Source organism: Arthrobacter sp. NicSoilB8 (genome assembly GCF_019977355.1).
Taxonomy (GTDB): Bacteria; Actinomycetota; Actinomycetes; order Actinomycetales; family Micrococcaceae; genus Arthrobacter.
In genome coordinates this window covers 1,916,106-1,939,587 of record NZ_AP024655.1, presented here as the reverse complement: position 1 = coordinate 1,939,587, position 23,482 = coordinate 1,916,106, and the positions used below count along the sequence as shown (strand labels likewise).

At 59.4% G+C, this 23,482-nt stretch carries 17 protein-coding genes and 1 tRNA gene; 5 read left to right on the top strand and 13 right to left on the bottom strand.

Translation table 11 applies throughout. The features are described from left to right. The first annotated feature begins 219 nt into the window (after positions 1 to 219). Positions 220 to 2,184: a hypothetical protein gene (locus LDO15_RS08630; protein ID WP_223985992.1), complete on the top strand. Its 1,965-nt coding sequence runs from the start codon at positions 220 to 222 to the stop codon at positions 2,182 to 2,184. Positions 2,185 to 2,443: 259 nt separating this feature from the next. Further along, the gene (locus tag LDO15_RS08625) at positions 2,444 to 6,163 is read left to right on the top strand and encodes a hypothetical protein (RefSeq protein WP_223985989.1); all 3,720 of its coding nucleotides are present in this window, start codon (positions 2,444 to 2,446) and stop codon (positions 6,161 to 6,163) included. Between the two features lie 467 nt (positions 6,164 to 6,630). Here the strand turns inward: LDO15_RS08625 and LDO15_RS08620 are convergent, their stop codons facing one another. Next, complete coding sequence (locus tag LDO15_RS08620) at positions 6,631 to 7,518, bottom strand: C40 family peptidase (protein ID WP_223985986.1); 888 nt, start codon at positions 7,516 to 7,518, stop codon at positions 6,631 to 6,633. A gap of 977 nt (positions 7,519 to 8,495) precedes the next feature. Continuing rightward, entirely contained in the window at positions 8,496 to 9,395 is a 900-nt protein-coding gene (locus LDO15_RS08615; protein ID WP_223985983.1) for a sigma factor, read from the bottom strand. A gap of 188 nt (positions 9,396 to 9,583) precedes the next feature. Between LDO15_RS08615 and LDO15_RS08610 the strand changes: the two genes are divergently transcribed. Then, positions 9,584 to 9,907 carry a helix-turn-helix transcriptional regulator gene (locus LDO15_RS08610; RefSeq protein WP_223985981.1) on the top strand — a complete coding sequence of 108 codons (324 nt, stop codon included), beginning with the start codon at positions 9,584 to 9,586 and terminating at the stop codon, positions 9,905 to 9,907. A gap of 31 nt (positions 9,908 to 9,938) precedes the next feature. Here the strand turns inward: LDO15_RS08610 and LDO15_RS08605 are convergent, their stop codons facing one another. The 7 genes from LDO15_RS08605 to LDO15_RS08570 all read right to left on the bottom strand — a co-directional run bounded on the left by LDO15_RS08605 (position 9,939) and on the right by LDO15_RS08570 (position 18,684). Then, positions 9,939 to 10,382: a hypothetical protein gene (locus LDO15_RS08605; RefSeq protein ID WP_223985979.1), complete on the bottom strand. Its 444-nt coding sequence runs from the start codon at positions 10,380 to 10,382 to the stop codon at positions 9,939 to 9,941. 487 nt (positions 10,383 to 10,869) lie between these two features. Continuing rightward, complete coding sequence (locus tag LDO15_RS08595) at positions 10,870 to 12,012, bottom strand: alpha/beta fold hydrolase (RefSeq protein WP_223985975.1); 1,143 nt, start codon at positions 12,010 to 12,012, stop codon at positions 10,870 to 10,872. Between the two features lie 19 nt (positions 12,013 to 12,031). Then, on the bottom strand, positions 12,032 to 12,475 hold the full coding sequence (locus LDO15_RS08590; RefSeq protein ID WP_223985973.1) for a hypothetical protein: 444 nt from the start codon (positions 12,473 to 12,475) through the stop codon (positions 12,032 to 12,034). Continuing rightward, positions 12,465 to 13,502: a hypothetical protein gene (locus LDO15_RS08585; RefSeq protein WP_223985971.1), complete on the bottom strand. Its 1,038-nt coding sequence runs from the start codon at positions 13,500 to 13,502 to the stop codon at positions 12,465 to 12,467. The genes LDO15_RS08590 and LDO15_RS08585 overlap by 11 nt, the downstream gene beginning before the upstream one ends. Then, a complete protein-coding gene (locus LDO15_RS08580; RefSeq protein WP_223985968.1) occupies positions 13,499 to 13,987 on the bottom strand; it encodes a hypothetical protein in 489 nt (162 codons plus the stop codon). The genes LDO15_RS08585 and LDO15_RS08580 overlap by 4 nt, the downstream gene beginning before the upstream one ends. Positions 13,988 to 14,447: 460 nt before the next feature. Then, complete coding sequence (locus tag LDO15_RS08575) at positions 14,448 to 16,355, bottom strand: UvrD-helicase domain-containing protein (RefSeq protein ID WP_223985965.1); 1,908 nt, start codon at positions 16,353 to 16,355, stop codon at positions 14,448 to 14,450. After that, on the bottom strand, positions 16,348 to 18,684 hold the full coding sequence (locus LDO15_RS08570; protein WP_223985962.1) for an AAA family ATPase: 2,337 nt from the start codon (positions 18,682 to 18,684) through the stop codon (positions 16,348 to 16,350). The genes LDO15_RS08575 and LDO15_RS08570 overlap by 8 nt, the downstream gene beginning before the upstream one ends. A gap of 370 nt (positions 18,685 to 19,054) precedes the next feature. Between LDO15_RS08570 and LDO15_RS08565 the strand changes: the two genes are divergently transcribed. Beyond that, the gene (locus LDO15_RS08565) at positions 19,055 to 19,309 is read left to right on the top strand and encodes a hypothetical protein (protein ID WP_223985959.1); all 255 of its coding nucleotides are present in this window, start codon (positions 19,055 to 19,057) and stop codon (positions 19,307 to 19,309) included. Here the strand turns inward: LDO15_RS08565 and LDO15_RS08560 are convergent. From LDO15_RS08560 to LDO15_RS08550, 3 genes are all read right to left on the bottom strand, one after another. After that, positions 19,296 to 19,568 carry a hypothetical protein gene (locus LDO15_RS08560; RefSeq protein ID WP_223985956.1) on the bottom strand — a complete coding sequence of 91 codons (273 nt, stop codon included), beginning with the start codon at positions 19,566 to 19,568 and terminating at the stop codon, positions 19,296 to 19,298. The genes LDO15_RS08565 and LDO15_RS08560 overlap by 14 nt on opposite strands. A gap of 135 nt (positions 19,569 to 19,703) precedes the next feature. Then, positions 19,704 to 20,834, bottom strand: coding sequence for a site-specific integrase (locus LDO15_RS08555; protein WP_223985954.1), 1,131 nt, complete (start codon positions 20,832 to 20,834; stop codon positions 19,704 to 19,706). An 87-nt stretch (positions 20,835 to 20,921) separates the two neighbouring features. Then, a tRNA-Leu gene (locus tag LDO15_RS08550) sits at positions 20,922 to 21,003 on the bottom strand. Between the two features lie 205 nt (positions 21,004 to 21,208). Here LDO15_RS08550 and LDO15_RS08545 point away from each other — a divergent pair. Then, positions 21,209 to 21,814, top strand: coding sequence for a response regulator (locus tag LDO15_RS08545; protein WP_223985952.1), 606 nt, complete (start codon positions 21,209 to 21,211; stop codon positions 21,812 to 21,814). Between the two features lie 156 nt (positions 21,815 to 21,970). Here LDO15_RS08545 and pyk read toward each other — a convergent pair whose 3' ends face one another. Continuing rightward, complete coding sequence (gene pyk, locus LDO15_RS08540) at positions 21,971 to 23,473, bottom strand: pyruvate kinase (RefSeq protein WP_223985951.1); 1,503 nt, start codon at positions 23,471 to 23,473, stop codon at positions 21,971 to 21,973. Positions 23,474 to 23,482: the final 9 nt, after the last annotated feature.

The following is a 23,482-nucleotide window of genomic DNA, read 5'->3' as shown; positions in this document are numbered from 1 at the left end:
ACTCCACCAGCGATCACCCCTTACAAACGGCAAGAGCACCAGAGGTGCAATGACTCCAGATATCGTTCAAAAGGGGGGTGCGTGCATGATAAGCAGACCCGACCCTTTCACAAGCGATCTGATTGCGCTCGTCGGTGAGCCATGTTGTGGGTCTGATGGAACTCCTGGCACCGCTTGATGTCGACACGCAACCCAGAAGGACACAGTTACCATAAGCCCATGGAACATTCGGAGTCACCTGAGAGGGTCAAGTTCTACGGCCCGCGGGACCTTGCCAGCGGTTGGTTAGCCGAGCAAGCGGTCAAGCTGATTCAAGAATATTCTCATGACCGCAAGATCCACTCGTTGAACGATGCGCTCGAGCTGCACAACGCCCTCGCCTTCGAATCGCACAGCATCTTTCCGCGCCCCCTTAGCGAACAGGAACGAGAGGATCTGGCGGCGTCAGCGCGAGAGTCACGAAGGCAAATCGCCTCGTTCTTCGCCTGTTTCGACCCATCGGACCTCGATCACCTGCTGGGCGACTTCGAGAACGAATACGGGGATGACCTGATACTGCTTCTCGAGAGGCACGGAGTCGCCGAAAAGGTCGGCGGTCAGGCACTATTCGATGCACTGGTGAAAGCACACATGCCATTGGCGACAATGCTTTCCAACCCCCAGTTCGTGAAGGGACACGACGGACGCCTTCGCGACGCACTCCTTGCCGATGCTCGACACGGTGAGTTACTAGTCAAAATGCGACTGATCAGGGACTCCAATTCCTCATATCACCTCCCCGCGAGCTTCACCGGCGAGGACGTACAACAGCTCTTGAGTGCATACATCGAAAGCGCATCACCGCACCCTAATCACGTTGAAGCGATTGCACATGCGAACGACAATCCCGGCTTCGGGATCACCCCTAAGATCCGGCTTCAAGCGAAGAAGCGCTGCGAAGTGCTCATGGACGAGCTCTTCTCGGACGATAAGAACACGCTGCTGAAAAGGCGCTATGGCATCAGGATCGATCCTGAACAGCACGCGCCCGTGCTCGACCACATCGACCATGCCGAGAGCGGGATGACCCACATCCGCTCATTCGGTGGGCGATATCTCTCCGCCACCCTCGAGCAGGAGTCTGTGCTCGCAAACTTCGCCGCAATGGTGGGTTATCTGGATCGCCAAGGGCTGCTCACTATGCCATCGTTCAAAGCGCAAATCGATACATTCGAAAGGCTCTTCCTCGCGGGAAAGGACTCATACCCCAAAGGGAAAATGTACAAGCACTTGGATGCGCTGACGATGCAAGCAACACATTTCTACGCAGAGTTCCTCCGCCAGAACGGTATCGAGGTCGAGGACGCAGTAGCCTGGTTCTTCCGCGAGCACCTCACCAGCAAGTTCGGCGCGGCCGGCTTCTACTACACAGTTTCCAGCCCGACCAGCTCATTTCTCGAACGGTGCCGTCACATCTCCGCGGAGATGGAGAGTATCGCCAGGCAATTCACCCTCTACTGCGACGAGGGCGAACTGGATCTCGAACTCCTCCGCATGACTTCCGCCCCGAGGCCATGGAGTGAGATCCCCAGCCTCGTCGAACACAAGTACCTGCGCAGCGAGGCAACCAGCGATTGCGAACAGGCGCTTTTTCTCCTGTTCAACGACCAGTCGAGGCTCACCTATGTCAACAAGACGCTTCGAGCCAGGAGCTTCGTCCAACTGGTCACAGAGAATGAGCTGCCCTACGACGCGCTCCATCATTTCCAGAAAGAACCCGTCGACTGGTTAATCTCCCAGGGATTGGTTGCAGTCGACGCCGGCGTCATTGAGTTCCCTCTGCCGACGCTGATTCTCGTCCTCAGCGATATCCACAACCGTGAAGCTGCCCCATTCGGCCACTACGGAACGGACGAATCGGCCGCTGCGCTCGCCCTCGTGGATAAGGGATGGCTGGCATTCAGCTCGACACTCCTGACCTCGGCTGAGGCGAGCTACTTCAACTTCATCCTGAACAAGAGCGAGTTCAGTGATGGCCCGGATCTTCGCAACAGGTACGCGCATGGTACAAACGCCGATCCTGGCGATGTGACAGCGCACAGACAGTCGTACGTGCTGCTCCTCCGAATGCTGGTGTCGCTAGCACTCAAGGTCCGCGACGACTTTCAACTGTCGGTCGCGAACTATTCGTCCGCATCACAGTAATGCGGTCGGCAACACGCCCGTCAGTCTGAAGCCGACCTGTGGGCCGCCGAGTCGGCCCAGGGCAGAGCCACCGGAGGTTCCGAGCTCCTTCCTCCACCGTTTCGTGGTCCTGCAGTTCGTGCTCGCAGCGACGAGGTCCATCTTTGCCGCCTGTAAGGCAGCGCTGGGGCCAGTTGAACCGCGAAGCCGGCTTTCTGAACCCTCCACTGGGTCTGAGGCCACTTTCATTACGGTCGGAAGCGGCTGACATACTGACACTGTGGCAGAAGGAACTGAGACTGGAGATGAGTTGAGTAGAGCTGGGGGCAACCCACCTCAGGGCAAAGGACCCGTCGTCACTTTGCGTTCACTCGCGCCCGCATACGGGGAGACACAACACAGCGGTTATGTGCGGCATCTTGAAAACGCGATAACGGATCCAAAGAACAGGAACATCGCCCTCACTGGCCGCTACGGTGCCGGAAAGTCCAGCGTGCTCGACAAGTTCGAATCCGACCATTTAGACAAAACCCTTCGCATCAGCATCAACACACTCGGTCCGGACGAAGACCAAGAAGACCTGACAAACAGGATCCAGAAGGAACTCGTCAAGCAGCTTGTGTACAGGGCCAAGCCTGGGAAGCTCCGTCGTTCCAGGTTCGCCCGGACTGCGCCGCTGACCCGGTCGCTAGCATTCCTCCAGGCTCTTTGCCTGACTACCATCGTGCTGGCGCTACTCTGGCTCATCGGTTTCCGGCCAGGAGACTCGTGGTTCGGCGGGACCACCGATCCGTCTGTGAAGATGGCCTTGGGCGCCCTGTTCTTCGCTCTCGTAGTGGTCGTCGTCTGGGTCGCGCGGTGGATCATCGGTGATCGGATTGTCTCTCAGGTCACGACAGCAGGCACCACGATCACTCTCGGCGAGAAACCGAGCACCTACTTTGACGGGTTCCTGGACGAGATCGTCGCATTCTTCGACGCCGTCGAACCGGAGTACGTGATCTTCGAAGATCTCGATCGCTTCGACGACCCCCAAATCTTCGACTCCCTCCGAGAGCTCAACACACTCATCAACTCATCAGCACACTGGAAAAGTAGGAGCCAGCCCCTTCGGTTCATCTACGCCATCAAGGACAGCCTCTTCGAGCAGCTAGGCACAGATCCTGAGATCCGGGAAAAGAAGGCGGAGACCTCGGCGAGCGGAAACGTCGGCCCTGCTGAAGCAGCCGTGGCTTCCGTTGATCTGGCTGTTGCTGCCGTAGAACGAGCGAACCGGACCAAGTTCTTCGAGATCGTGATCCCTATGGTTCCGTTTATTTCGCACCGCAATGCACGCGACCACCTGGTCGACTCGTTCAGAAGCCTCGGGCTCGCCGAGGACCTCGTGAAGCGCCCTCTGCTGGACCTGGTCGCGCGCCACACGACCGACATGCGGCTGCTGATCAACATCTGCAACGAGTTCGTCGTGTTCGCGGAGCATCTGCTGTGGGTGGAGAACTGTGCCCCCGGCATGACGGCCGACGATCTGTTCGCGCTGGTGGTCTACAAGAACTTCCATCTAGCGGATTTCGAGGCCATCTCACAGCGCGCGAGCTCATTGGACACGCTTGAGCAGCACCATCGAGAACTTGTCCGGGCTTCGATTGAACTTTTGCAGAAGCAGCGACGAGATGTAATGCACACGGAGGGTCTACGGCGGACGCAGGAGCAGACCGCCCAGCTCTTGGGGAGTCGGCTTTGCGCTATCAAAGACACGCTGCCAAACAACACCGGCTACCCCTACAACACTTTTACAGTCGGCGAAACAAGCTACAGCTCCGACGACCTTCGAAGCGTGCCATTCTGGAAGCAGGTCGCCTACACGGGCTCGATAAGCATTGCTTCCCCGCAGAGGAGCGGCTATGGTCCTCCCCCTGTCCACCTCAACAACGAGCTCCTTTCACCTCTTTTCCCGGAGGCCATCGGCCCGGCTAGGTGGAGAGACCCGAATCCCAGCGAACTGGCAAAACAGGTCGAACGGTGCGACCGCGACATCGCATTTCTCCGCGGCGCGGGCTTCAGCGATTTGGTCAACTATGAGCCCATTCCGAAAGGCGCAACGACCTTCAATGAGCAGGTCGCAAAAGGGCTCAAGTCGGAGCTGGCGCGGGATCTCGTCCGTCGAGGTTTCATCAACCGCAACTACGCCGAGTACTCTGCAACCTTCTACGGCAGTTTCATCGGAGTGGACGTTGCATTCTTCTACAACCACAGTGTCCAGCCGAACCAGATGTACCTCGACTTCGAGTTCACTACTGCGAACGCGATCAGCAACCTGCTCGAGCAGGTGCCCTCTGACTTCACGAGTTCAGTCAGTGCGCTCAACATCCAGGTTGTCAGCTATCTCTTGAGTAAGAACTCGAATGAGGCAAGGAAGGTCGTTGCTTTCATTGTGGCCGACCACAGCCGTGACGTGCAGACGTTCCTTGATGCGTTCTTCAACGCGGTTGATGAGCCGCGCGAACAGCTCGTCGCGTTGCTGGCAGCGCATCCGTGGCCTGGACTGATCGAGTACATCGCAAGCGACAGTGGGATCCCCGACGATAAGACCAGGATGAGCCTGCTTGACGCCGCTCTTCTCAACGGGCTCGAGGCTGAAGCCTACAATCTCGGGGAAGCGTCCGTCACGTTGCTGACGGCCGCGCAGCCACATCTGACGGCCTTCAACGAGACGCAGTCTCCCGAGCGCACAGAGCTCGTCCTCTCCTTCGCTAAGTCGGCCGAGGTTCTCGTCGCCGACCTGAACGATCTGGCCGAGCCACTGCGCGAAAGGATTGTCGCCGAGCAGATGTATGAGCTCACAACGTCGAATCTGCGACTCGCACTCGGCATCCAAAGCGCACCCACTCTCGACGAGGTACGGAAGAAGGACAACGTCTGGCAGTACTGCAGGAAGAACGTGGACGAGTACTTGGCGGCGGCTCGAAGCGACGATCCGGTCGAGTATGTCGTGAGAACGGAAGCTGCCCTCCGAGATATTGTCACCGAGCAACATGAGGACTGGACGGAAGAGCAACTCGGCAAGGTCATCGCGGGAAGCTCCCCTGCCGTGGCGCTCAAAGAAATCACTGCAGTGCCTTCGGAGACGTGGCCGGCAGTTATCGAAGGAGCACGCGTGGTCCCGACAGTCGAGAATATCTGGGCATACGTTCAGGCGAATCAGGTCGATCAGCACCTTGCCCGCTTCCTGGCACCGGACGGAAAGACACCGATCGAACTACATGGGGTCGATGAAACCGAAGCTGACACCAGGACGAGTCTTGCGATTCAGATCCTAAACGCCATCGCACAGCTCCAGGCTGCGACACGAGTCCGGCTCGCCGTTGGCCTGAATCTACCCTCTGCACTCGAGGCAACGGCTTTGGAGCCGGCTGGGGATGATCTTCTTGCGCTGGCCTTGGAAGCCGGTCTGGTCCCAGATGCAGCCGATACGTTCGCGCACTTTGCTCAGGCTGGATGGAAGTCGGTATCGGAGGCCTTCGCCGTATCAAAAAACATGGACACCATCCTGACTCCCGGCCTGGTATCCGGATTCGTCGCCGACCTGCTCGCGAGCAGGCAGGTCCCCCACGGTGTTCGCGATAAAGTCGTGAATGACCTCGCCTTGTACGTGGTCGATGACAATGTCGAAGCACTCCGAGCTGCAGGTGCGTACGCGCGGGAAATGAAAATTTGGCTTCCGCTCGTGGAAGTTCAGCGCATCGCTCGGGTCACGCAGGATCCAGACTTGGTACTGTCTCAGCTGGTACGTGCCCGAGACTTATCTCCGGAGGCCTTGATGGAGATGCTGGCACTTCTTGGCTCCCCGTACAGCACGCTCACGGGTGGACTGGGTGCCGAGTTCACCCTGCCTCCGGGATCGTCCAACAACACACTGTTCGAACGCCTAGCAACAGCCGGGAAGGTCGAGATCGTCAAGGACGGTTGGGGCTCTGGGAAGAAAGTCCGCAATCTCGTCTAGACACGCTCGAGTTTTCGGCCTCCAACTGGCTAATCCACATACGCCAAGACGCCCCTATCTGCGGCATGTGGCTGATGCTGCACTGGACTGATGCTCAGGTACGAAGACATCATTTTGCCCGGCGAGGAACGGGGCCTCGTCATCCAGAAGCACGAGGATGGTCGCTGCTGGTGCGGCAAACTCGGGCATTGGCCAACAGGCTAGGAACTTCGTCACGTGCATTCGCCTTGGGGCCCTATGGACCGACATCGCGAACCCTCTCCCCGTAATTCATACGCACAATCTGAGGGCAGTCGCCTCTGACCAGCTTCTTTCTTCGGCATGAGGCGCGGCAGGGCCGCGAGGCCCATACCAGAGAGTTCACCGGTAACAGTAGGTAGCTGGGTTTCTAACCCGGATCTTCCTTGTTCGCTGAACACGCCTCTGGCCTGGGTGCTGCGTTTGACCATCGAAGCCGACGTGCGCCCTCAGGGCCTCAACAGGTCAAAATAGACCGCGCCAGGATTCCAGCTAACGGGATGTAACAGTGTCCCTACCGCCGGGTTCAAAGCACTCCACATCATGCCATCCCCCGCGTAGATGCCGACGTGGCCCCAGTTGTCGGGTCCCTGTGGATTTTGAACCACCAGGTCTCCTGGTTGGGGATCCTTGGTCCGGACACCAACGCGCCATTGTTCTACGCGCGGCAGCTCAATTCCGGCTTGACGATAGATCCACTGCACATAGCCAGAGCAATCCCAGGCTTTGAAGGCAGTGCCTCCCCACACATATGTTCCGCCCAAACCTTCCTGCGTGAACTTCAGAATGTCCTGCCGTAGCTGACTCAAGTTGCGTGGAGATCCCCCGGGCCGCGGCGCTGGCGAGGATTCTGCACAGGAGGAGGGAGTAATGCCACCCTCAAGCGCAGCAACGATTGCCGTGGCCGCCGACTCCCACCGCGCATACAGTTCAGGAAAAGCAGACACTTGGACGGCTTGGGCGGCCAGACCTTTGTCCATAGCCTGCCACCCGGGGATGTCCAGCAGTCCTCGAGGGCTGCCGCGATTCGGTCCCGCCGGACCGCCGTAGAAGGCACGCGCGTTATAGGAGGCATCCATCAGCTGCTCAACTGTCCCCCAGCCCGCCGCCGGACGCTGCTGGGCTGAACCGATCGAGTCATGGTCACGACCAACGCCGTCATTCGCGAAGTGCAGGGAAGCGGGCACGCTGGGGTTCGCGAGCATGCGCAAACTTGACTCCTGCAGCGCCATCATGACAGCGATGATCTGCCCGGAGCGCGGTATTCCAAGCTGCTTGCCGACCGCAATGTATGTCCGTGCAACGCTCTCCTGCCGGGGCGTCAGCTCGTAGAGCAAGCGCCCAGCGTTCCGAACTTCCAAGCGAGCGCCAGTCACGTTGGACGCAGTGGTCATCTCGGTGCCCGCTGCTGTACAAGCAACTGTGGATTGGGCCGCCATACCAGTTATCGCCGCCACGCCTCCGGCAAATGCCATGGCGCCAACAAGCAAGGCGGCGGTAGCGGCTCCTGACACAACCTTCAGCAACGCCCGGAGCCGCATGAGGCCTGCGACCGCTGCCAGAGCAGCCACTAGTAGACGATTCTCTCTGCGGTCGCGTAAAAGCCAACCATGGCGCAGCTCTCAGCTGGAGCGGTGATGGCGGGAGGACAGTTGACCATCACGGTGACCGGCGCCGCATAGGAATTTCTGCCGTTACTGGACTCGTCCACGACTTGCACCGTCACTGTGCATACGTGAAGGCCCTCCCACGGGGCCGGATACTCCTCGACTTTGGCCAACTCAAGATCACAGCGCAGTGACTCAGCGGTGCCGCTTCGGCGCGCAGACTGATCTGCCAGGGTCGCGAATGAACCCGCCGTGACTCCAGTCCCCTCAAACTCTCGGACCAACACAGATAAAGGATTGGATCCATCAGGCAGCAGCTCCCACCATGACCGGATCCTGGCATATACATCCGAGTACGACGACGAACGGCTGTCCCAGGTGTAAATTCCCTTTGCTACGGCTACAGCGAGCGCCCGGTAATCGCGAGTAGGTGGCAAACCATCACGCGTTGCCACCGCCGGCATGTCCGCCTCACCAGGAACTGCCGAGGGCTCGCGTGGAGCTGAGGAAGTTCCAGAAGGCCCCGCGGTTGCCAACGCGGTTGAGGACGTTTTCGGCGGGACCTGCCCGCTGGGTCTATCGGCAGGCCAAAGTAGGAAGATTCCGCCAATCATGAGCAGAGCCACCAGCCCCGCAGCGGACCACTGCCGACGGCCAGCTCTACGGAACCAACTCATCGCCCAACCCCAATGTCCGACACCCATGACCTACAGAGCCGCTCTATTCACTTCGTGCTGAAGCACGCGCCAAGCCGCTCGGTACAACTGCCGGGCAAAGCCGATGTTTACCGCGATGTACCTCTCGGTGACGCCAAGCTCACTGGCCAGAGCTGCCATCTGCACGGATCTATCCGGCCCTCGCAGTCCTGGACGAACTATCGTCTCTGCGACGCTACGGAGAACGATTGTGGGAAGGCAGTTCGCAGCACACCGGCAGAGATCGTCGACGTCTAGTCCGGGCTCGGGGTGGCAGTTCAAGGCCGTGCTGATTGTTTTGGCGGTGTGCCGAACGACAGTTACGGCGTGCCATCGCCGCCGGTCTTGGGGAGACGGAGGTCCGTAATGCCTTGGCCCAGTGAGACTGGAAACGGCAAGCTTCCAAGTTTCCTCGCTGACGCTGCGCTGAACCATGCCCAGCATGGCTTGCGCCCAGGCCTGATCAACATAGTTTTCAACGCCGTCTGCCGCCGCTCCAACACCTATGACAGCGAGGAGCTCGGGTGAGCTTTCCGTCGTCGTGAAGTCAACCAGCAACGGCAACGTTTGATGGCTAAGCTCGCGCCGGATATGAGCAGCGCAGATCTTGTTGCAAACACCCTGGACCCACGCTTCAAAGGGGATCCCGGGCAGCTCCCGGTAGCGACCCCGCGCAACCCCGTCCCACACGGCAACTCGGATGTCCTGCATGACATCATCCACATCGCAGGACCGCCCGATTCGCGCGAGGCGGGATACGACGTAACGATGCACGCCGTCAACCGCGACCATGATCCGGTCGATCGGAATGACGGGTTCTCCTGGCAGAGGTGCGCTTCGCAATGAGACATCGACATCAGCGACCGTGTCTGAGCCCTTAGTAGATTGATACGCCTTGGCTTCGATTTCCATGGCTTCACCGCTTTGACTGTTCAGATCGAGTAGTTCGCAGAGTCGCGCAAAAAGGCCACCCCAGTTAGTGGATGCAGAGATCCAAACAACGATCAGAAGAAGCTACAGGAATTATTGTCGAAGATAATTAAAGTATCGTCAAGAGTGCTGTTCTTACTTTTTGCGTTACCTTCAGGAAGAATGACCTTATGCCGAGAATTACGCAGCCTCACGACGCCGCCTGGTCGGCCGACGTCGAGGCTGCCGTTGCAACCTTCGGCAACCGAGCGCGAAACGAAATTCTTCGGTTCCTAGCCTCTAGCGGGCCTGCGACGCGCGGGGATATCGTCACCGCTGTCAGCGCGGGCGATCCCAGCGTCGCCAAGCACCTGGCCGCCCTCGAAGAGGCCGGAGTCGTGATCGTCGACGTCGAGCCTGGACGCAGGCACGGACGCTCACCGCGGTATTCCGCGAACCCTGTCCGAATCAAGGAGCTGCTCGACGCTCACATTAAGTACTTGCTGGAACAGTAGCCGCAGAGTCTTGGAAAGATGTGCCAGACGTTTAGTATGCCCGCTCCGGCGTCTCATCCCCATCCGACGGCGGACTGGCCGCAGCCTTCTCCCCTTCCGGCCGGCGGCTGATGTCCTTGTTCAGGTACTCGGTGATCGCCCGAAGTGTCTCCGGCGACACGTCACCAAGGGTGCGGGCCGCGAACGTCTTCACCCTCGCAGCGCGGAGAGATTTCACAAACTCAAGCTGCGAATCAATGCGTTGGGGTAGATCTGCGGCCTCGCTACCCACAAGATAAGCGGGATCCACATTGAAGATTTCGCACAAGGCGCCTAGTAGTGCCGGGTCGCTCACCAGCCTGCCCGTGCCGTCCTTCATGTAGAACCAGCGGGCTCTGGAAAGCTTGATCCCCTTCTCCGCCAGCTTTTCCTGGACTTCGCGGAACGTGACGGGTTGTCCTCGCTCGGCCACGACGACGTCGAGCAGCAGGTTCAAGCGGCGTGCAAGTTCGGCCTGGGGCGAGCTTTCCGTGCCCTTGAGGCCTTCTCCATCTCCGGACACGTTTCACCTCCCAGACCTGAGCTGACTATCGCCAGCGGGGCGCCGATTGTTGCCCAGTATTGCCTTGGCCAACTCGCCACGCAATATGTGGGGCCCGTTCTTCCATCGGTATGTACATGAGCGTATCGTTTGGCTGTAGACCCGTCTACAGCGGGTCAAAGAGATTTCCTCGTCACCTGATTGTGGTCTCCATGGCGAATATCTTGATGAATCGAACGCGAAGCCGCCTCATTCGGTATCTGATCACGCATGGCCCGGCAACCTGTGATGAGGTCGCTGCAGCCCTAAATGTGTCTGTTTCCTCTGTCCGCAAACACCTCACTCTTCTGTGCGAGGCGGGCATGATCAGCCTGGGGTCGGGAACGTACAGGGCACGGCCGGATCGGATCGAGAGACATCTTGCCGACCTTGCGGCCACGTTTCAGTCTGCGGGCAGCGACTTCAGGAACCGCGTAACGGACGACTCCCATTTGTCGGGATCGGCGTTCCACTCAAGTGAATGACCCGGAACTTCGAATCGAACCAATTGAACGAGGTCGGGTCGTAGCTCCGCGAATCGCTCCGAGGCTGTCACTGGCGTCGACTTGTCCTCGATCCCGTGCAGTATGAGCGTGGGGGTATTGAGATCACGCGAGCGGGCCAACCAATCCAGCGTGAGAAGGTCAAGAGGTTGTTCGAGACCCGTGACCCACCGTCCCGCTTTCGCGCCCAACATTTTTAGCCCAACTCTGGCCACAGCTTCCGGCAATCCACTGGCTCTCCCGTTGGAGGTCAAAGTCTCGGCCCAGTCCAGGACGGGAGCCACGAGCACCAGGCCGATGATCCGATCAGAATGAGCTGAGAGATTCGCGGCACGCAGAGCCATGGAACCGCCGAGCGACCATCCGAACAAAACGAGCCTTTTAGCGCCGTGGTCCAGGGCGAACTGGATGGCCGCTTCGAGATCCAACCACTCGTTCTGGCCCAAAGAGTACCGGGAATCGTTCGACGGAGGCGCGTCGCCGTCATTGCGGAATGACACGACCAGCGAAGTAAGGCCGAGGCTGCTGGCAACAGGAACACCACGAAGGGCACCAGCGCGTTTCCCACCCATTCCGTGTGCGTGGATGGCCCATGTCGAAGCCGCCGGACCACCGGTCGTGGGCACGAATTTCCATGCGGGTGCCACGCCGTTATCGACCTTGATCTTCACTTCCTCAAAAGGAAGGCCGAGTTGCTCGGCTTTGGAGAAGGCGTAGCCGCTCCAAATCCCGGCTCTGGCAGCGTGTAGGTCGCCGGCGTCAACGCGCTCAACGAGCCGCGTCACTGTTCCGTCGTTCGTGTCTTCGTCCACGACGGCCCCGATGCAGGCATGGCCCTTGCCATTGCCAAACCAAAAGCTGTATCGGCCGGGCGCTCTCGTCAATGGCGTCGCCGGCAGTTCGATCCTCAGGGATCCGTCCTCTCCTTCGAAAACTTGCGTTATAGAAAGATCCTCCCGGCGCGTAGTCGTCGGCACCACGACTCGGCGCGCAAAGTAAGCAGCGCCGAGGAACGTTATTGCGGCCGCACTTACGGCGCCCATGGTTAGAGGGCCCAGCACTCTAGGACTCTTCATCATTGCTCCTGACATGCTCGTCGATGACATCCCGAAGTCGCGCGAGCGTTTCAGGTGATAAATCCTGCAATTGTCTGGCCGCAAAGTTCCTAACCCGGGCCTCGCGCATCGATTTCAGGAGGCCCAGCTGAGCTTCCACCAGCTCGGGGATCTCTGTTGCGTCATCAAGAAGGTATCTGCGATCCACACCGAAGAATATCGCGAGGTTCTGGAGCAGCTCCTTTTCCATAGCCAAGGAGCTATCCCCGCTTCGCATGTAGGCCCACCTTGACCGTGACAACGGGGTGCCCCGTTCAGCCATGACTTGACTGATTTCCCTGTAAGACAAGGGTCCTGCCCCTCGGATCTCATGCAGATCCAGCAGCAGATTTATCTTGCGGGCGAGCCTCGCCCGCGGCGATTCAGAGGGTTCTTCGGCATCATCTGTCACTAGAATCCTTCGTCCTCCCCCATCGTCCCAGACCTGCTCGACCATCCTGCGGGTCCTGAGTGGATGCCAGGTAGTCCTCTGTTCGGCTCAATGTTTGGAAGTCAGCCTCATCCAGCAACTTAGCAGTGGCCGGATCCATCAGGAGAGCATCCTCAATTTCGACAAGCATCCGATGGAGTCTTCGCGTCTCACGGTCACCCGGCTGGATGGCTGTAGCGGGCACCGCCAGGCGTCCAGCCTTACGGGTCGCAGTCGCTTTTTCCCAGGTGGATGTGAGGTTTTCCAGTAAGCCGGCTTGCGTCCTAAGTTGCGCTCGTCGAACAATCCGACGGGCGACCGGTGGCAGGGCCAGGCCAGCACACAGGAACACCATCGCCCCGACAAAACTCGTGTCGTAAACGGCGGCTAACTGCTCCATCGTCGACTGCTCTCCCAGAAGATGGGCGATGTCCATGCCCAAGACAGCAAACACGACGACGAGAGCCAGGGAGCACCCAATGCCAATGAGAGCGAAGGCGACGCGAAAGTAAGACGTGGCCATCCGCCGTCGGAATCTAAAGCACACGTATCCGGTCACGCCGACGACCACCCCGATGTAGGCAAACTGGATGGCGGAATAGACGGCGGCAGCAGGCTGGTCCCCGTAATCCAACATGAATCTTGTTGAGGACACGGGTGCTTTGATGCGGAGGAATGCAAGGACCAGCCCCGCGGAGACTAGACCCAAAATCAGGAGGCCACGACGGCCCCTGCGAATAGGTGCATCGTTGATCTCGGCAGCCCGGAGGATTGCCTGGGAAAGAAAGTAGATTCCCACGACCATCAGGATGTTTGCGGACAGATCCAGGAAGTTGCGGCCTCCGAGCGCTTGATCACCCTCGATATATATCGGGTCGACATTCAAGGAAAGCGCCGTTGCGATTGCTACGGCGGCAACGAGAATGCTGTGGTCTTTTCTGGTGCGGGCGCCGGGCAGGAGGCACAGTACGAGGCTCCAGATGACCGAGGCAGCGATAGTCTGGATCACCCGAAGACCTGTTCAAAGGATCTTGGCTCCATCGTGCTGTCGCGGATAGCGCCAGCAAGAAGATCTGCGAGAGTCTCAGCCGCGGCCTCCAGGTCGTCAACAAAGCTGCTCCGTGCCAAAGCCCGTGACACCAGCTCTCCGTCAAGATTGGGGAAGAGGCTGCCAGCATAGTCCGAGGAAACGCCCAACTCATCGTGGCGAAGGATCATATGTCCAAGCTCATGCAGGATGAACTGCTGCCTATGGAGTTCTGAGTCCGTAACGGCGTGCAGAATGATTTCCCGAGTATCCGTCGACAGCCAGAGGCCACAGACGGACGTGCCGTTGAGAATCGCTGTGGCTTCGATCTCGATTCGACGCCGGCGTAGGGCTGCCACGATCCCAATGAGCCCAGCCAAAGTTAGACGGCTTGGTACCTGCAGCGCCAGAAACGCTTCCGCTGCAATCTGCTCTGGCCCCGGTCCTTGCGATGTTTGCTGGTTCATACCGCCCCCTCATTGCAGCTGACAGCAAGCGTGACTGCCACTGACGGCAGCCACCGCGGAGCGTCGGGCGCCCCAGCTCCAATTGAACGCCTCGGCTCTGGACATGTCCAGAGCGGATGCCCGGCGCGCGGGATCCGTAGGAGCTGACGGCGCCATTTACGATGCTGTGTGGCCCACAACTAGAGATCGTTCCTGCCCGGTCGAACGAACTGATCCACGGGAGGCCACCGGATCGGAAGCCGACACCAGCTGGTGCCGAGTCTAAGCAGTGAAGATAGGGATATACCGCGGTGCAAATTGTCGATCGATCGCTCTCGCTTCAGCGTTTCGCAGACGAGGTGAATGTCATCACCTACGCGGCAAAGCAGGCCGGGCTATCCGCGCACCTTCCAACGGCTACTGACGACCTCAGCGAAGTCTGATACCAACCGCGTCGCCCCTGCACTCTGCGAGCTGCCACTTAGAGCATCTCGATCTCATCCCCACTGAACCATTCACGACTTATGGCAAAGTTCCGGACTGTTTCAGGAGCCCTCGTGTAGGCGACGATAGCTAAACTCTCCTCGGCACGACTGCACGTAACGTAGAAGAGCCGCCTGGTCCGGTCTATGGAAGTATCGAGGTTCTGGAGCTGGTTCTTTTTGTCAGCGGCGGTTGGAACTTTGGCCCCGAAGAGCTTTTCGTAACTGAACATGAAGCCCCTGGCCTCCTCATCGCCAATAACGACCATCACCCGCGGAAACTCCAAGCCCTTGACACCTTGGTGCGTTGCGAAAGTGGATGACCCGCCTATGTACTCCGAATACTGCACGACCTCTGTATAAGAAGCATCGAGACACTGTTGCCAGGCTGACAGATCTTCATCGACTTCGCTTAGATCGTCGCTGCTCGATTCGTTGGCCGCATGCAGAGCGCGGCTCACATCCTTTCCTACAACGAATAAGTTCGAAACCGCAGTTGCCTCCGCGATCTGAAACAGCGACGGAACCCCGCTGGACCAGAGCGCCATGAGTTGGTCGACGGCGGTCTGGGCAGATGCAACAAGCTCTGCCACATCCACACCTGCCTCCCCGCATTCTTTGATGCGCTCCTTCGAAAGCAGTGGCGAGCGTTCCCGGACAATTCGCGCCACTTCGAAGCGATCACCACGTAGCACGGCGTTCCTCAGGGGGACCACTTCGCGTGTGAAAAGTTGCAGGCCACTCAGGGACCCGTCGAGCAGAGCAGTGCGTTCCCTCTCGAGTCGATAGAGCGCCAGGAACAGTTGTTCAAACCCGAGACGTTTTGCTGCCATGTGATGCTCAAGGATTAGCTTCTTCACTCCGGCCGTCGGCCGCCGCTCCCCGGCTGCAATGGGGGCGGAGCTGGACCATGCGGAGTCACCCGTCAAGGCTTCCATCCGCCGGGCCACGCCGTCCTCAATATCACCCACCTCTGTGGATGAGCTATCCACGATAAAAAGCCGCACCGTGCCCACGCGGCTATCATCGCGAGCGAATTGCAGATGGGTATCAACGTCGGTCCGGATCCGGTTTACGAGTTCAACAACACGTTGGCTACTACGGTGGTTCATCCTCTTCGCCGGCTTGGCCCAAGCCGCGGGGATCACATCCTCCAGATTCTCCATGCCGTCGTTGTAGATCCGCTGCATAGTGTCCCCGAAAAGCCCCAAGCCGAACTTCTCCGAATGAGCACGTTCCACCGATAACAACGCCTCAAGAAAGACCTTATTAGTGTCCTGGCTTTCATCAATGAAGATAAACGGATGCCGACCAACGACGATGGCCTGCAAGACAGGCTTGTGCGACAGGAAATCTGCAGCCATGGCGATGACTTCGGTGTGGTTAAGCGCCCCTCGACCGCGACTATCCCCTGAGGGGCTGTATACGAATCGATCGACTGCATCCAGCGATGCAAGTCGGCCCTCGCCTCTCGCGATCTTGTATAGTCGGTCCGTCTCTGCCTTCGTCCCGGCCCTACTAGACTTGGAATGAAGTACGGTTAGGTCCCTCGTGATGTCCGCGCGAAGCCACTCGCGAATATCTACCTGAAACTCGCCGATCAGTCGCCACGCGTATGAATGAATTGTGGCGACTTCGACAGTTGGGTCGAACTCCAGCCGACGTTTGATCTCGTCGGCGGCCGCATTCGTATAGGTAATGACAGCTATCGATTGCCCGCGAATCCCGAGTGCTCGCTTCGACTCCACGAGCAGGCGCTCCACCGCATTCACCAAGGACCGAGTCTTGCCCGAGCCTGCTCCCGCGTACAAGAAGAATGATCGCGGGCTCTCCAAACTCAGGCACTCGGCTATCGATGCGTCGACCAAGTTGTCCGTTTCAGGACCGGCAACGAGGCGCTCAGCCATCAACATGATCTTCCGCAGAAGGGACAACTATTTCCCCTACAGCCTGCGCCTGCTTTCGAAGCCTCGCTTCGAGCCAGTAAAGGCCAGCACTGATATACCCAGGCACCTGGATGTCCTTGAAGCCGATGTCACTAATGATGTCCAGGGCGAACTCAGCTTTTTTCCCAGACTTCAGACTGGTAAACAGCGCTTCAGCGACGGCATCAGGGTTCTGGCCTTCGCTGAGGGCGACTCTGAACTTCTTCGTCAGGCCGACACCGGGTAGCTCCGAAAAGAACTGGACGTTTTCGAACGCCAAGGAATCTTCGAACGTAGAGGGCAACGCCTCCTCCGAGGGGGCGTCACTGGGAATCGCCACCTTTACAGGTGTCTGGTACGCGAATCGCACCGCGAAAAGTTCGTCACCTTCGATGCTCTTCATGTCATCTGCGGCATCTAGAAGGTCATCGATCGCTTTTCCAACTGGCGCCCAGTCCTTGAGCGTTGGGTTGCCCGTCTCTTGGCCCTGACCACGCTTGACCGGAACGCCCTTGCCCTCCTTCAGTGCATCGATGTCGGTTACGACGAGCGTTGGTATCTGGAGGGCCTCAATAAGAGGTTTCAGCCGGTGCGCGTGACTGCCGCCGATCTCCAGAATAGTGATGTAGGCGCTGTTAAGGAATGCGTGAGAATTCCGAATAAAATTTGGAAGTAACATCCGCTCCGCGGGTCCCTCGACGAGAATCACGGCATCGGCGAAAAATAGATCAGCATGGTGGGCACGTAGGTACCGCGTCACGAAGTGTTCGGTCTTATCCTCTGCTCCGAACACGTCCTTGAGACTGATGACAGCCGAAGTTGGAACGCTTGATTGGCTTCCTGCAGGGAGTCGGCGAAAGTATCGAAGACTTGAAAATGGCAGTTCATGCGACACGTGACTGGAGTGCGTGCTTACCACCAGCTGCGTCGTTAATTGGGTCTTCTCTTTCAAGTCCGGATGATTACGAAGGACGTCGAAGGCCTTCTTCGCAAAGACTTGTTGAACCTGCACGTGCAGGTGAGCCTCGGGCTCCTCGATGAGAACAAGGTGCAGGGGCTCGATGTGTACGTCCGTTCGAGTGCGCCCAGCCTTTCCGACGCGCATCCACGCATCTCTGAAGCTCATCAGCCTAAAAACCATCGAGATTAGGTTTTGGTATCCGAGTCCGTTGTGGCTTTCTGGCAGGTGGAGTTGAGGACCCGGTTCACTATCTACGCCGGCAACGTCAACAAGAAACGAGACGGCGGAATCGTGGTTGAGACTATCGGTGGCGCTGAGCTTGCTGGCAATCCGAATCCGTGGATCGCTGACGCCGGGATAGCCCAGCCCCTCCATTTCTGTTATCGCCTGCTTGAATGCCTCGGCCAGGCGTTTGTCGAACTCTCTTTGGGCAATCGAAATCGTGTCCAAGGCGTGGATGTCACTCACGTCCGGATGTTCGGACGGGCTGAGGTGCCGAACGTAGTAATCGCTGAGCTGCCTTGAGAGCTTCGCTCCCTCCGCAGTTGCCGACTTCGCGTGACTGGAACTTGGCGAACTGACTTCTCCGAGGCCACGCTGCGCATTGATCTCGTCGATACGGATGAGATGTCGGAGAGGATCACCAATGAGCGGTGCGGCGTTGTGAGGAAGGAGCTGTGGCGCCGCGAGGTCCCGCGTTGCTGGTTCCAACCTAGACGGATCCAGAACGTAGTGGCGGAGAACAAAATTCTGTCCTCCACCCCTCGACAGGTAGTCAAGAAGGCTTTCGGGCCACAAGGTAAAACTTGTCGTAGTCGCTCCAGCGTTCTCCACTAGCCCGGTGTTGCCCTCGCTAGCACCGTCGAGACCTGATCCCTGGCTCGCCGCATTGAGCAACTCCCTGCTACGTTCCCAAGCAGCGCGGAAGTCCCCGTACAAGGCTTCGACGTCTGTCGGTTCAAGCGCAATCCGGACGCCGAGCAGGCCGCCAGACCAATCGAGAGTCGGAAGTAACGCGCTGACTTGGTGAATTTCGTGGTTCTCAACCCTCAACCAAACGTCCAACGATGGGAGAACTGTTCGCCAAACGTCCGCACTGGCTTCCAGCGGGCCTGACCCTTTCGCCAGCCATTCCTCCCCAATGGCATTGATCTCTGACCATTTGGACAGTGTGATGTCCGTAGCTCGGAATGCCCCAGCACCGTCAACGAGGAAGTGGCGGAGAGCGACCAGCGCCGTTGTCTTTCCGCTGTTGTTTGCCCCGACCAAGAGTGTGCTGTTCTCGGCGAAGTCGATGCGGACAGCAGCAAGTTTACGGAAATTCTGGATTTCCACACATTCAATCCGCATGCACTCCGCCTGCCATCGGGAGAGCGGCCAGCTCAGCAAAAACAGCGATGCGGTGCTTTGTCAGGCGGTATTTCCTGTCGATGGGGTGAGTTGCCATCGGCCTCTCCGATCATGGCGGCGAGAACGCATGAGCACCTCGCCGGATTGTGGACACTCAGAACCATCCAAGACTTCCCTATGCGGCCGTCGCAGGACGCAAACGACACGGGTTCTATATCCGACGCCCACGTCGTTATTGTCCTAGCAAATTTGGGAAGCGCTGGATTTGCTCTCATGGTCGCCGTGACAGGTCAGCTCCAGCCAACCCGCGCCTACGTCTCCGTGGTCACGCTGAGCCCTTCGAGTCGTCACATGAGGCAAGATACTTCTCATGGGGTCCACACCTTTCGAAGACGTCCTTGACCGCTTGTACTTCAAGGCTATCGACCAGAATGACAAGGGAACCAGCTTCGAACGCCTGATCAGACGCCACCTGCAGCTTGAACCCAAGTACGCGGACCAGTTCTCCGACTTGTGGATGTGGAACGAGTGGCCCGGCCGGAACGGCAAGGTCGACACCGGCGTCGCCCTGGTTGCGCGAGACCGGCCCAGACGGGAAACGTCACCCATACTCAGTTCGCCGTAGCCAGTCTGACTTTCGAGCGGGTACCAATGAGCCGATCCTTTGCGGCCGGCCGACTGACGGAAACGGAAGGACCACTGCTACCGGGAAGGATCTCACTCAACTTCGCGATTTCCAGTATGTGCTCGGAAGTGAAAATGATCTTGCCCTTGCCCCAGCACGCGTGGGGGAATCGTCCGCTGGTAGCGCCGTCGCGCAGCCACGACTCTGTGCAGCGCATCAGCGCGGCAGCTTCAGCCGGCTCAAAAAATTCGATCTCCACGGGAACTCCAAAGGAAGGCGTTGCTTTCCACCTTCATGGCCTCGTGGAGACTAGCCGACATGACCGCAAGCGCGAGTCAGGCAAACGGCTCCCGAGGCACACATCCGCACCCTGTTACGCCGAGCAGCGTAGCCATCACCGCAGAAAGGCTGTCACAGAGCGCTCAGTAGCGTCAGCACCGGCTTGCAGCGCCTCGGGCATCAAGTGCCCGTAGACCTGCTCGGTAGTCCGCGTAGAGGCGTGCCCCAGCCGGCGCGAGATGGTGAACAAGGGCACGCCGTCCTGGATCAGCCAGGATGCGTGAGTGTGGCGAAGGTCATGGATCCGTGGGTTTTTGGTAAGGCCGATAGCCTGGGCCGTGTGAACGGCAGGAACCCAGTAGTGGTGCCAGTAGAGCTTGTGAATGATTCGCCCGCCCTTGGGAGTAGTGAACACAAGTTCTTTCCCCGGCCGGCTCGCCACCAGCGGGATCAGCAGCTCCACGAGCGCCGGGTTGAGCCCAATTGTGCGCTTACCGGCACCGGTCTTCGTTGCACCAACGTAAAACTTCGACTTACCGTCTCGCTTCCAAGCCTTGTTGATCCGCGCGGTCGGAGGCTTGGACAGGAGGTCCACGTCCGCCACAGTCAGCGCGGTGGCCTCTCCAAAGCGAGTGCCGGTCATTACTAGGAAATTCGTGAAGGCCTTGTAGCGCTCACCCATCCCCTCCATGATGAGGCTGAACTCAGCATGGGTGAGGAACATAGCCTCGTCCTCAGCCTTTTCAATGGGCGGCAGCTGCACGCCCCGGCAAGGGTTCCGCGGAATGTAGCCCAGCATCTCTGCGGTGTTCATTGCGGCGGAAATGAGGCCATGAACGTTATGGACTGTCTTCGGCGCAAGCCCCTTTGCCATCATCGATTTCACCCAATGCGCGAGCAGACGGTAGTCGAGCTTGTCCGCCGGAACATGGCCGATGACGTTCCGGATATGCAGGTCCAACATGGTTTGGTACGTCTTGATGGTTCCACTCGATGGCCGAACCAACAGATCAATGTGCTCTTGGATGACGTCAGCGATGGTGGGTGTGCGTTTGGCGTTGGAGAGGATGGCGTACTGCGCAATCTCGAAGGATTGCCCGTTGGCGTCCAGAAGCCTCTTCAGGGTTTCAGCTTCGACGAGAGTGGCGACCGTCAGACCCTGCTGCTCGCGGCTCTTCGGGTCCCGCCACAACACCATGTAGGACGCTGTTCCGTCCTTTTTGATGCGTTTTCGAATGCTGGCCACACAAAAAACGGTACGCCGCTGTCAACACTTTGGGCTGTTTTGTCAACACCCAAAGATAAAACAGGCCTCTGACCTGCGGAAACACTGTGCCCGAGGTGGGACTCGAACCCACACACCTTTCGATACCGCATTTTGAGTGCGGCGCGTCTGCCAATTCCGCCACTCGGGCGCGGAGTACACCAGTGTAACAATCGCTCAGCCACAGTGCTGTGAGCAACGCGATCGCTTCCAGTGCGCGAAATTACTCTACATGCAGATAGGCTGAATTCCAGAATCGCGCCAGTGACGCCGCATCGAACCAAACCGGTCCAAGTACATCGGCGGACGAAACCTATGATGGTGGAGTTCCCGCCGTACCTTTCCAAGGAGTTCCCGTGTCAGAACAGACGGAGTCATCCCCCACTTCCCAGCCGGCGCGCCGCGTTATTGTCGCCGAGGATGAGACTCTCATTCGCCTGGACATCATCGAGATCCTGCGCGGCGAAGGCTACGACGTCGTCGGCGAGGCGGACAACGGCGAAAAGGCCGTCCAGCTCGCCGAGGAGCTCAAACCAGACCTGGTCCTGATGGATGTCAAGATGCCCGTCATGGACGGCATCTCGGCGGCAGAGAAGATCGTCAAGGCCCGGATCGCCCCCGTGGTCCTGCTGACGGCGTTCAGCCAGAAGGAACTCGTGGAGCGCGCCCGCGACGCCGGCGCCATGGCGTACGTGGTCAAGCCGTTCACCCCGGCGGATCTCATCCCGGCGCTGGAGATCGCGCTGTCCCGCCACGAGGAGATCAAGGCCCTCGAGAGCGAGGTCACCGACCTGCAGGAGCAGTTCGCCACCCGCAAGCTTGTGGAGCGCGCCAAGAGCCTCCTGACCACCAAGATGGGCCTGACGGAGCCGGAAGCGTTCCGCTGGATCCAGAAGACCTCGATGGACCGCCGCCTCAGCATGCGCGAGGTCGCCGAAACCATCATCAATCAGGTCAACTAGGGTCCAGCAAGGCTGATCAGCAGGCCAGATAGCGTCCGCCAAGTCAGCCGGCGCCGGCCGCCCGCCACAGCAGCACAGCACCACAGCAAAAAGGGAGGATCCCCGCCAATAGGCGGGGATCCTCCCTTTTGTGTTCAAGCGCTCAAGCGCTCAGAACTAAGCCTGGGCCCGGTTCTTCTTCTTCTTTTCCGGCCAGGGGCCGAGCTTGTCCTTGGTCACGGTGGCTCCGCCGTGGCTGCCGGCGTCGGCGAGGTCGCCCACCTTGTGGACCTTCAGCAGGTTCGTGGAACCGGCCTTTCCGGGAGGCGAACCGGCGGCGATAACCACCAGGTCCCCGTCCTCCACCAGGTCCAGTTCCAGCAGGCTGCGGTCAACCTGGGCGGTCATCTCGTCGGTGTGGCCCACCATCGGGACCAGGACCGGCTGGATGCCCCAGGTCAGCGCGAGCTGGTTCCAGACGTGCTCCACCGGGGTGAAGGCGAAGACCGGCCGGATCGGGCGCAGCCGCGAGAGGCGGCGGGCCGAGTCGCCGGACTGGGTGAAGGTACAGATGTACTTCGCTTCCAGCTGGTCGGCGATCTCGACGGCGGCACGGGTGATGGCGCCGCCGCGGGTCTTGGGCTTGGTGCCCAGCGGGGGGACGCGCTCGAGGCCGTGGACCTCGGTGGATTCGATGATCCGGGCCATGACCTTGACGGTCTCGATCGGGTACTTGCCCACGCTGGTCTCGCCGGAGAGCATGACTGCGTCGGCGCCGTCGAGCACCGCGTTGGCGCAGTCGGAGGCCTCGGCGCGGGTGGGGCGCGGGTTGTCGATCATGGATTCCAGGACCTGGGTGGCCACGATGACCGGCTTGGCCCAGCGGCGGGCCAGTTCAACGGCGCGCTTCTGGACGATCGGCACTTCCTCCAGCGGGAGCTCCACACCGAGGTCGCCACGGGCCACCATGATGGCGTCGAAGGCGTCGATGATCTCGGGAAGCTGCTCCACGGCCTGCGGCTTTTCGATCTTGGCGATGACCGGCACGCGGCGGCCTTCCTCGTCCATGATCTCGTGTACGCGGACGATGTCCGATGCGTCGCGGACGAAGGACAGGGCAACCATGTCGACGCCGCGGCGCATGGCCCAACGCAGATCGTCCTCGTCCTTTTCGCTCAGCGCGGGCACGTTGACGGCCACGCCGGGCAGGTTGATGCCCTTGTTGTTCGAGACCCAGCCGCCGACGATCACCTGGGCGACCACCTTGACGGCGTCGACGTCGATGGCGCGCAGGGCGACCTTGCCGTCGTCGATCAGCAGGGCGTCGCCGGGCTGGACGTCTTCGGTGAGGCTCTTGAGCGTGGTAGAGCAGATCTCTTTGGTGCCCGGGACGTCCTCGGTGGTGATCGTGAACGTGTCACCGACCTCCAGGAGGTGCGGACCGTCGACGAAGCGGCCGAGGCGGATCTTCGGGCCCTGCAGGTCGGCCATGATGGCCACGGCCTTGCCGAGCTGTCCCGCTGCCTTGCGGACGTTCTCGTAGGTGTTGTCGTGCACGGAGTAGTCGCCGTGACTCATGTTCATGCGTGCCACGTCGACGCCGGCTTCCAGCACGGCAAGCGTGTTGTCAAAGCTTGCGATTGCCGGTCCGAACGTGGCCACGATTTTAGCGCGTCTCATATACCTACC

Bases quoted from the DNA above. Each gene is read 5' to 3' on its own strand.
- LDO15_RS08630 (WP_223985992.1), top strand. From the start codon at position 220: ATGGAACATTCGGAGTCACCTGAGAGGGTCAAGTTCTACGGCCCGCGG.
- LDO15_RS08615 (WP_223985983.1), bottom strand. From the start codon at position 9,395: ATGGAAATCGAAGCCAAGGCGTATCAATCTACTAAGGGCTCAGACACG.
- LDO15_RS08610 (WP_223985981.1), top strand. From the start codon at position 9,584: ATGCCGAGAATTACGCAGCCTCACGACGCCGCCTGGTCGGCCGACGTC.
- LDO15_RS08595 (WP_223985975.1), bottom strand. From the start codon at position 12,012: ATGGGCGCCGTAAGTGCGGCCGCAATAACGTTCCTCGGCGCTGCTTAC.
- LDO15_RS08580 (WP_223985968.1), bottom strand. From the start codon at position 13,987: ATGAACCAGCAAACATCGCAAGGACCGGGGCCAGAGCAGATTGCAGCG.
- LDO15_RS08575 (WP_223985965.1), bottom strand. From the start codon at position 16,355: ATGGCTGAGCGCCTCGTTGCCGGTCCTGAAACGGACAACTTGGTCGAC.
- LDO15_RS08570 (WP_223985962.1), bottom strand. From the start codon at position 18,684: ATGCGGATTGAATGTGTGGAAATCCAGAATTTCCGTAAACTTGCTGCT.
- LDO15_RS08565 (WP_223985959.1), top strand. From the start codon at position 19,055: ATGGGGTCCACACCTTTCGAAGACGTCCTTGACCGCTTGTACTTCAAG.
- pyk (WP_223985951.1), bottom strand. From the start codon at position 23,473: ATGAGACGCGCTAAAATCGTGGCCACGTTCGGACCGGCAATCGCAAGC.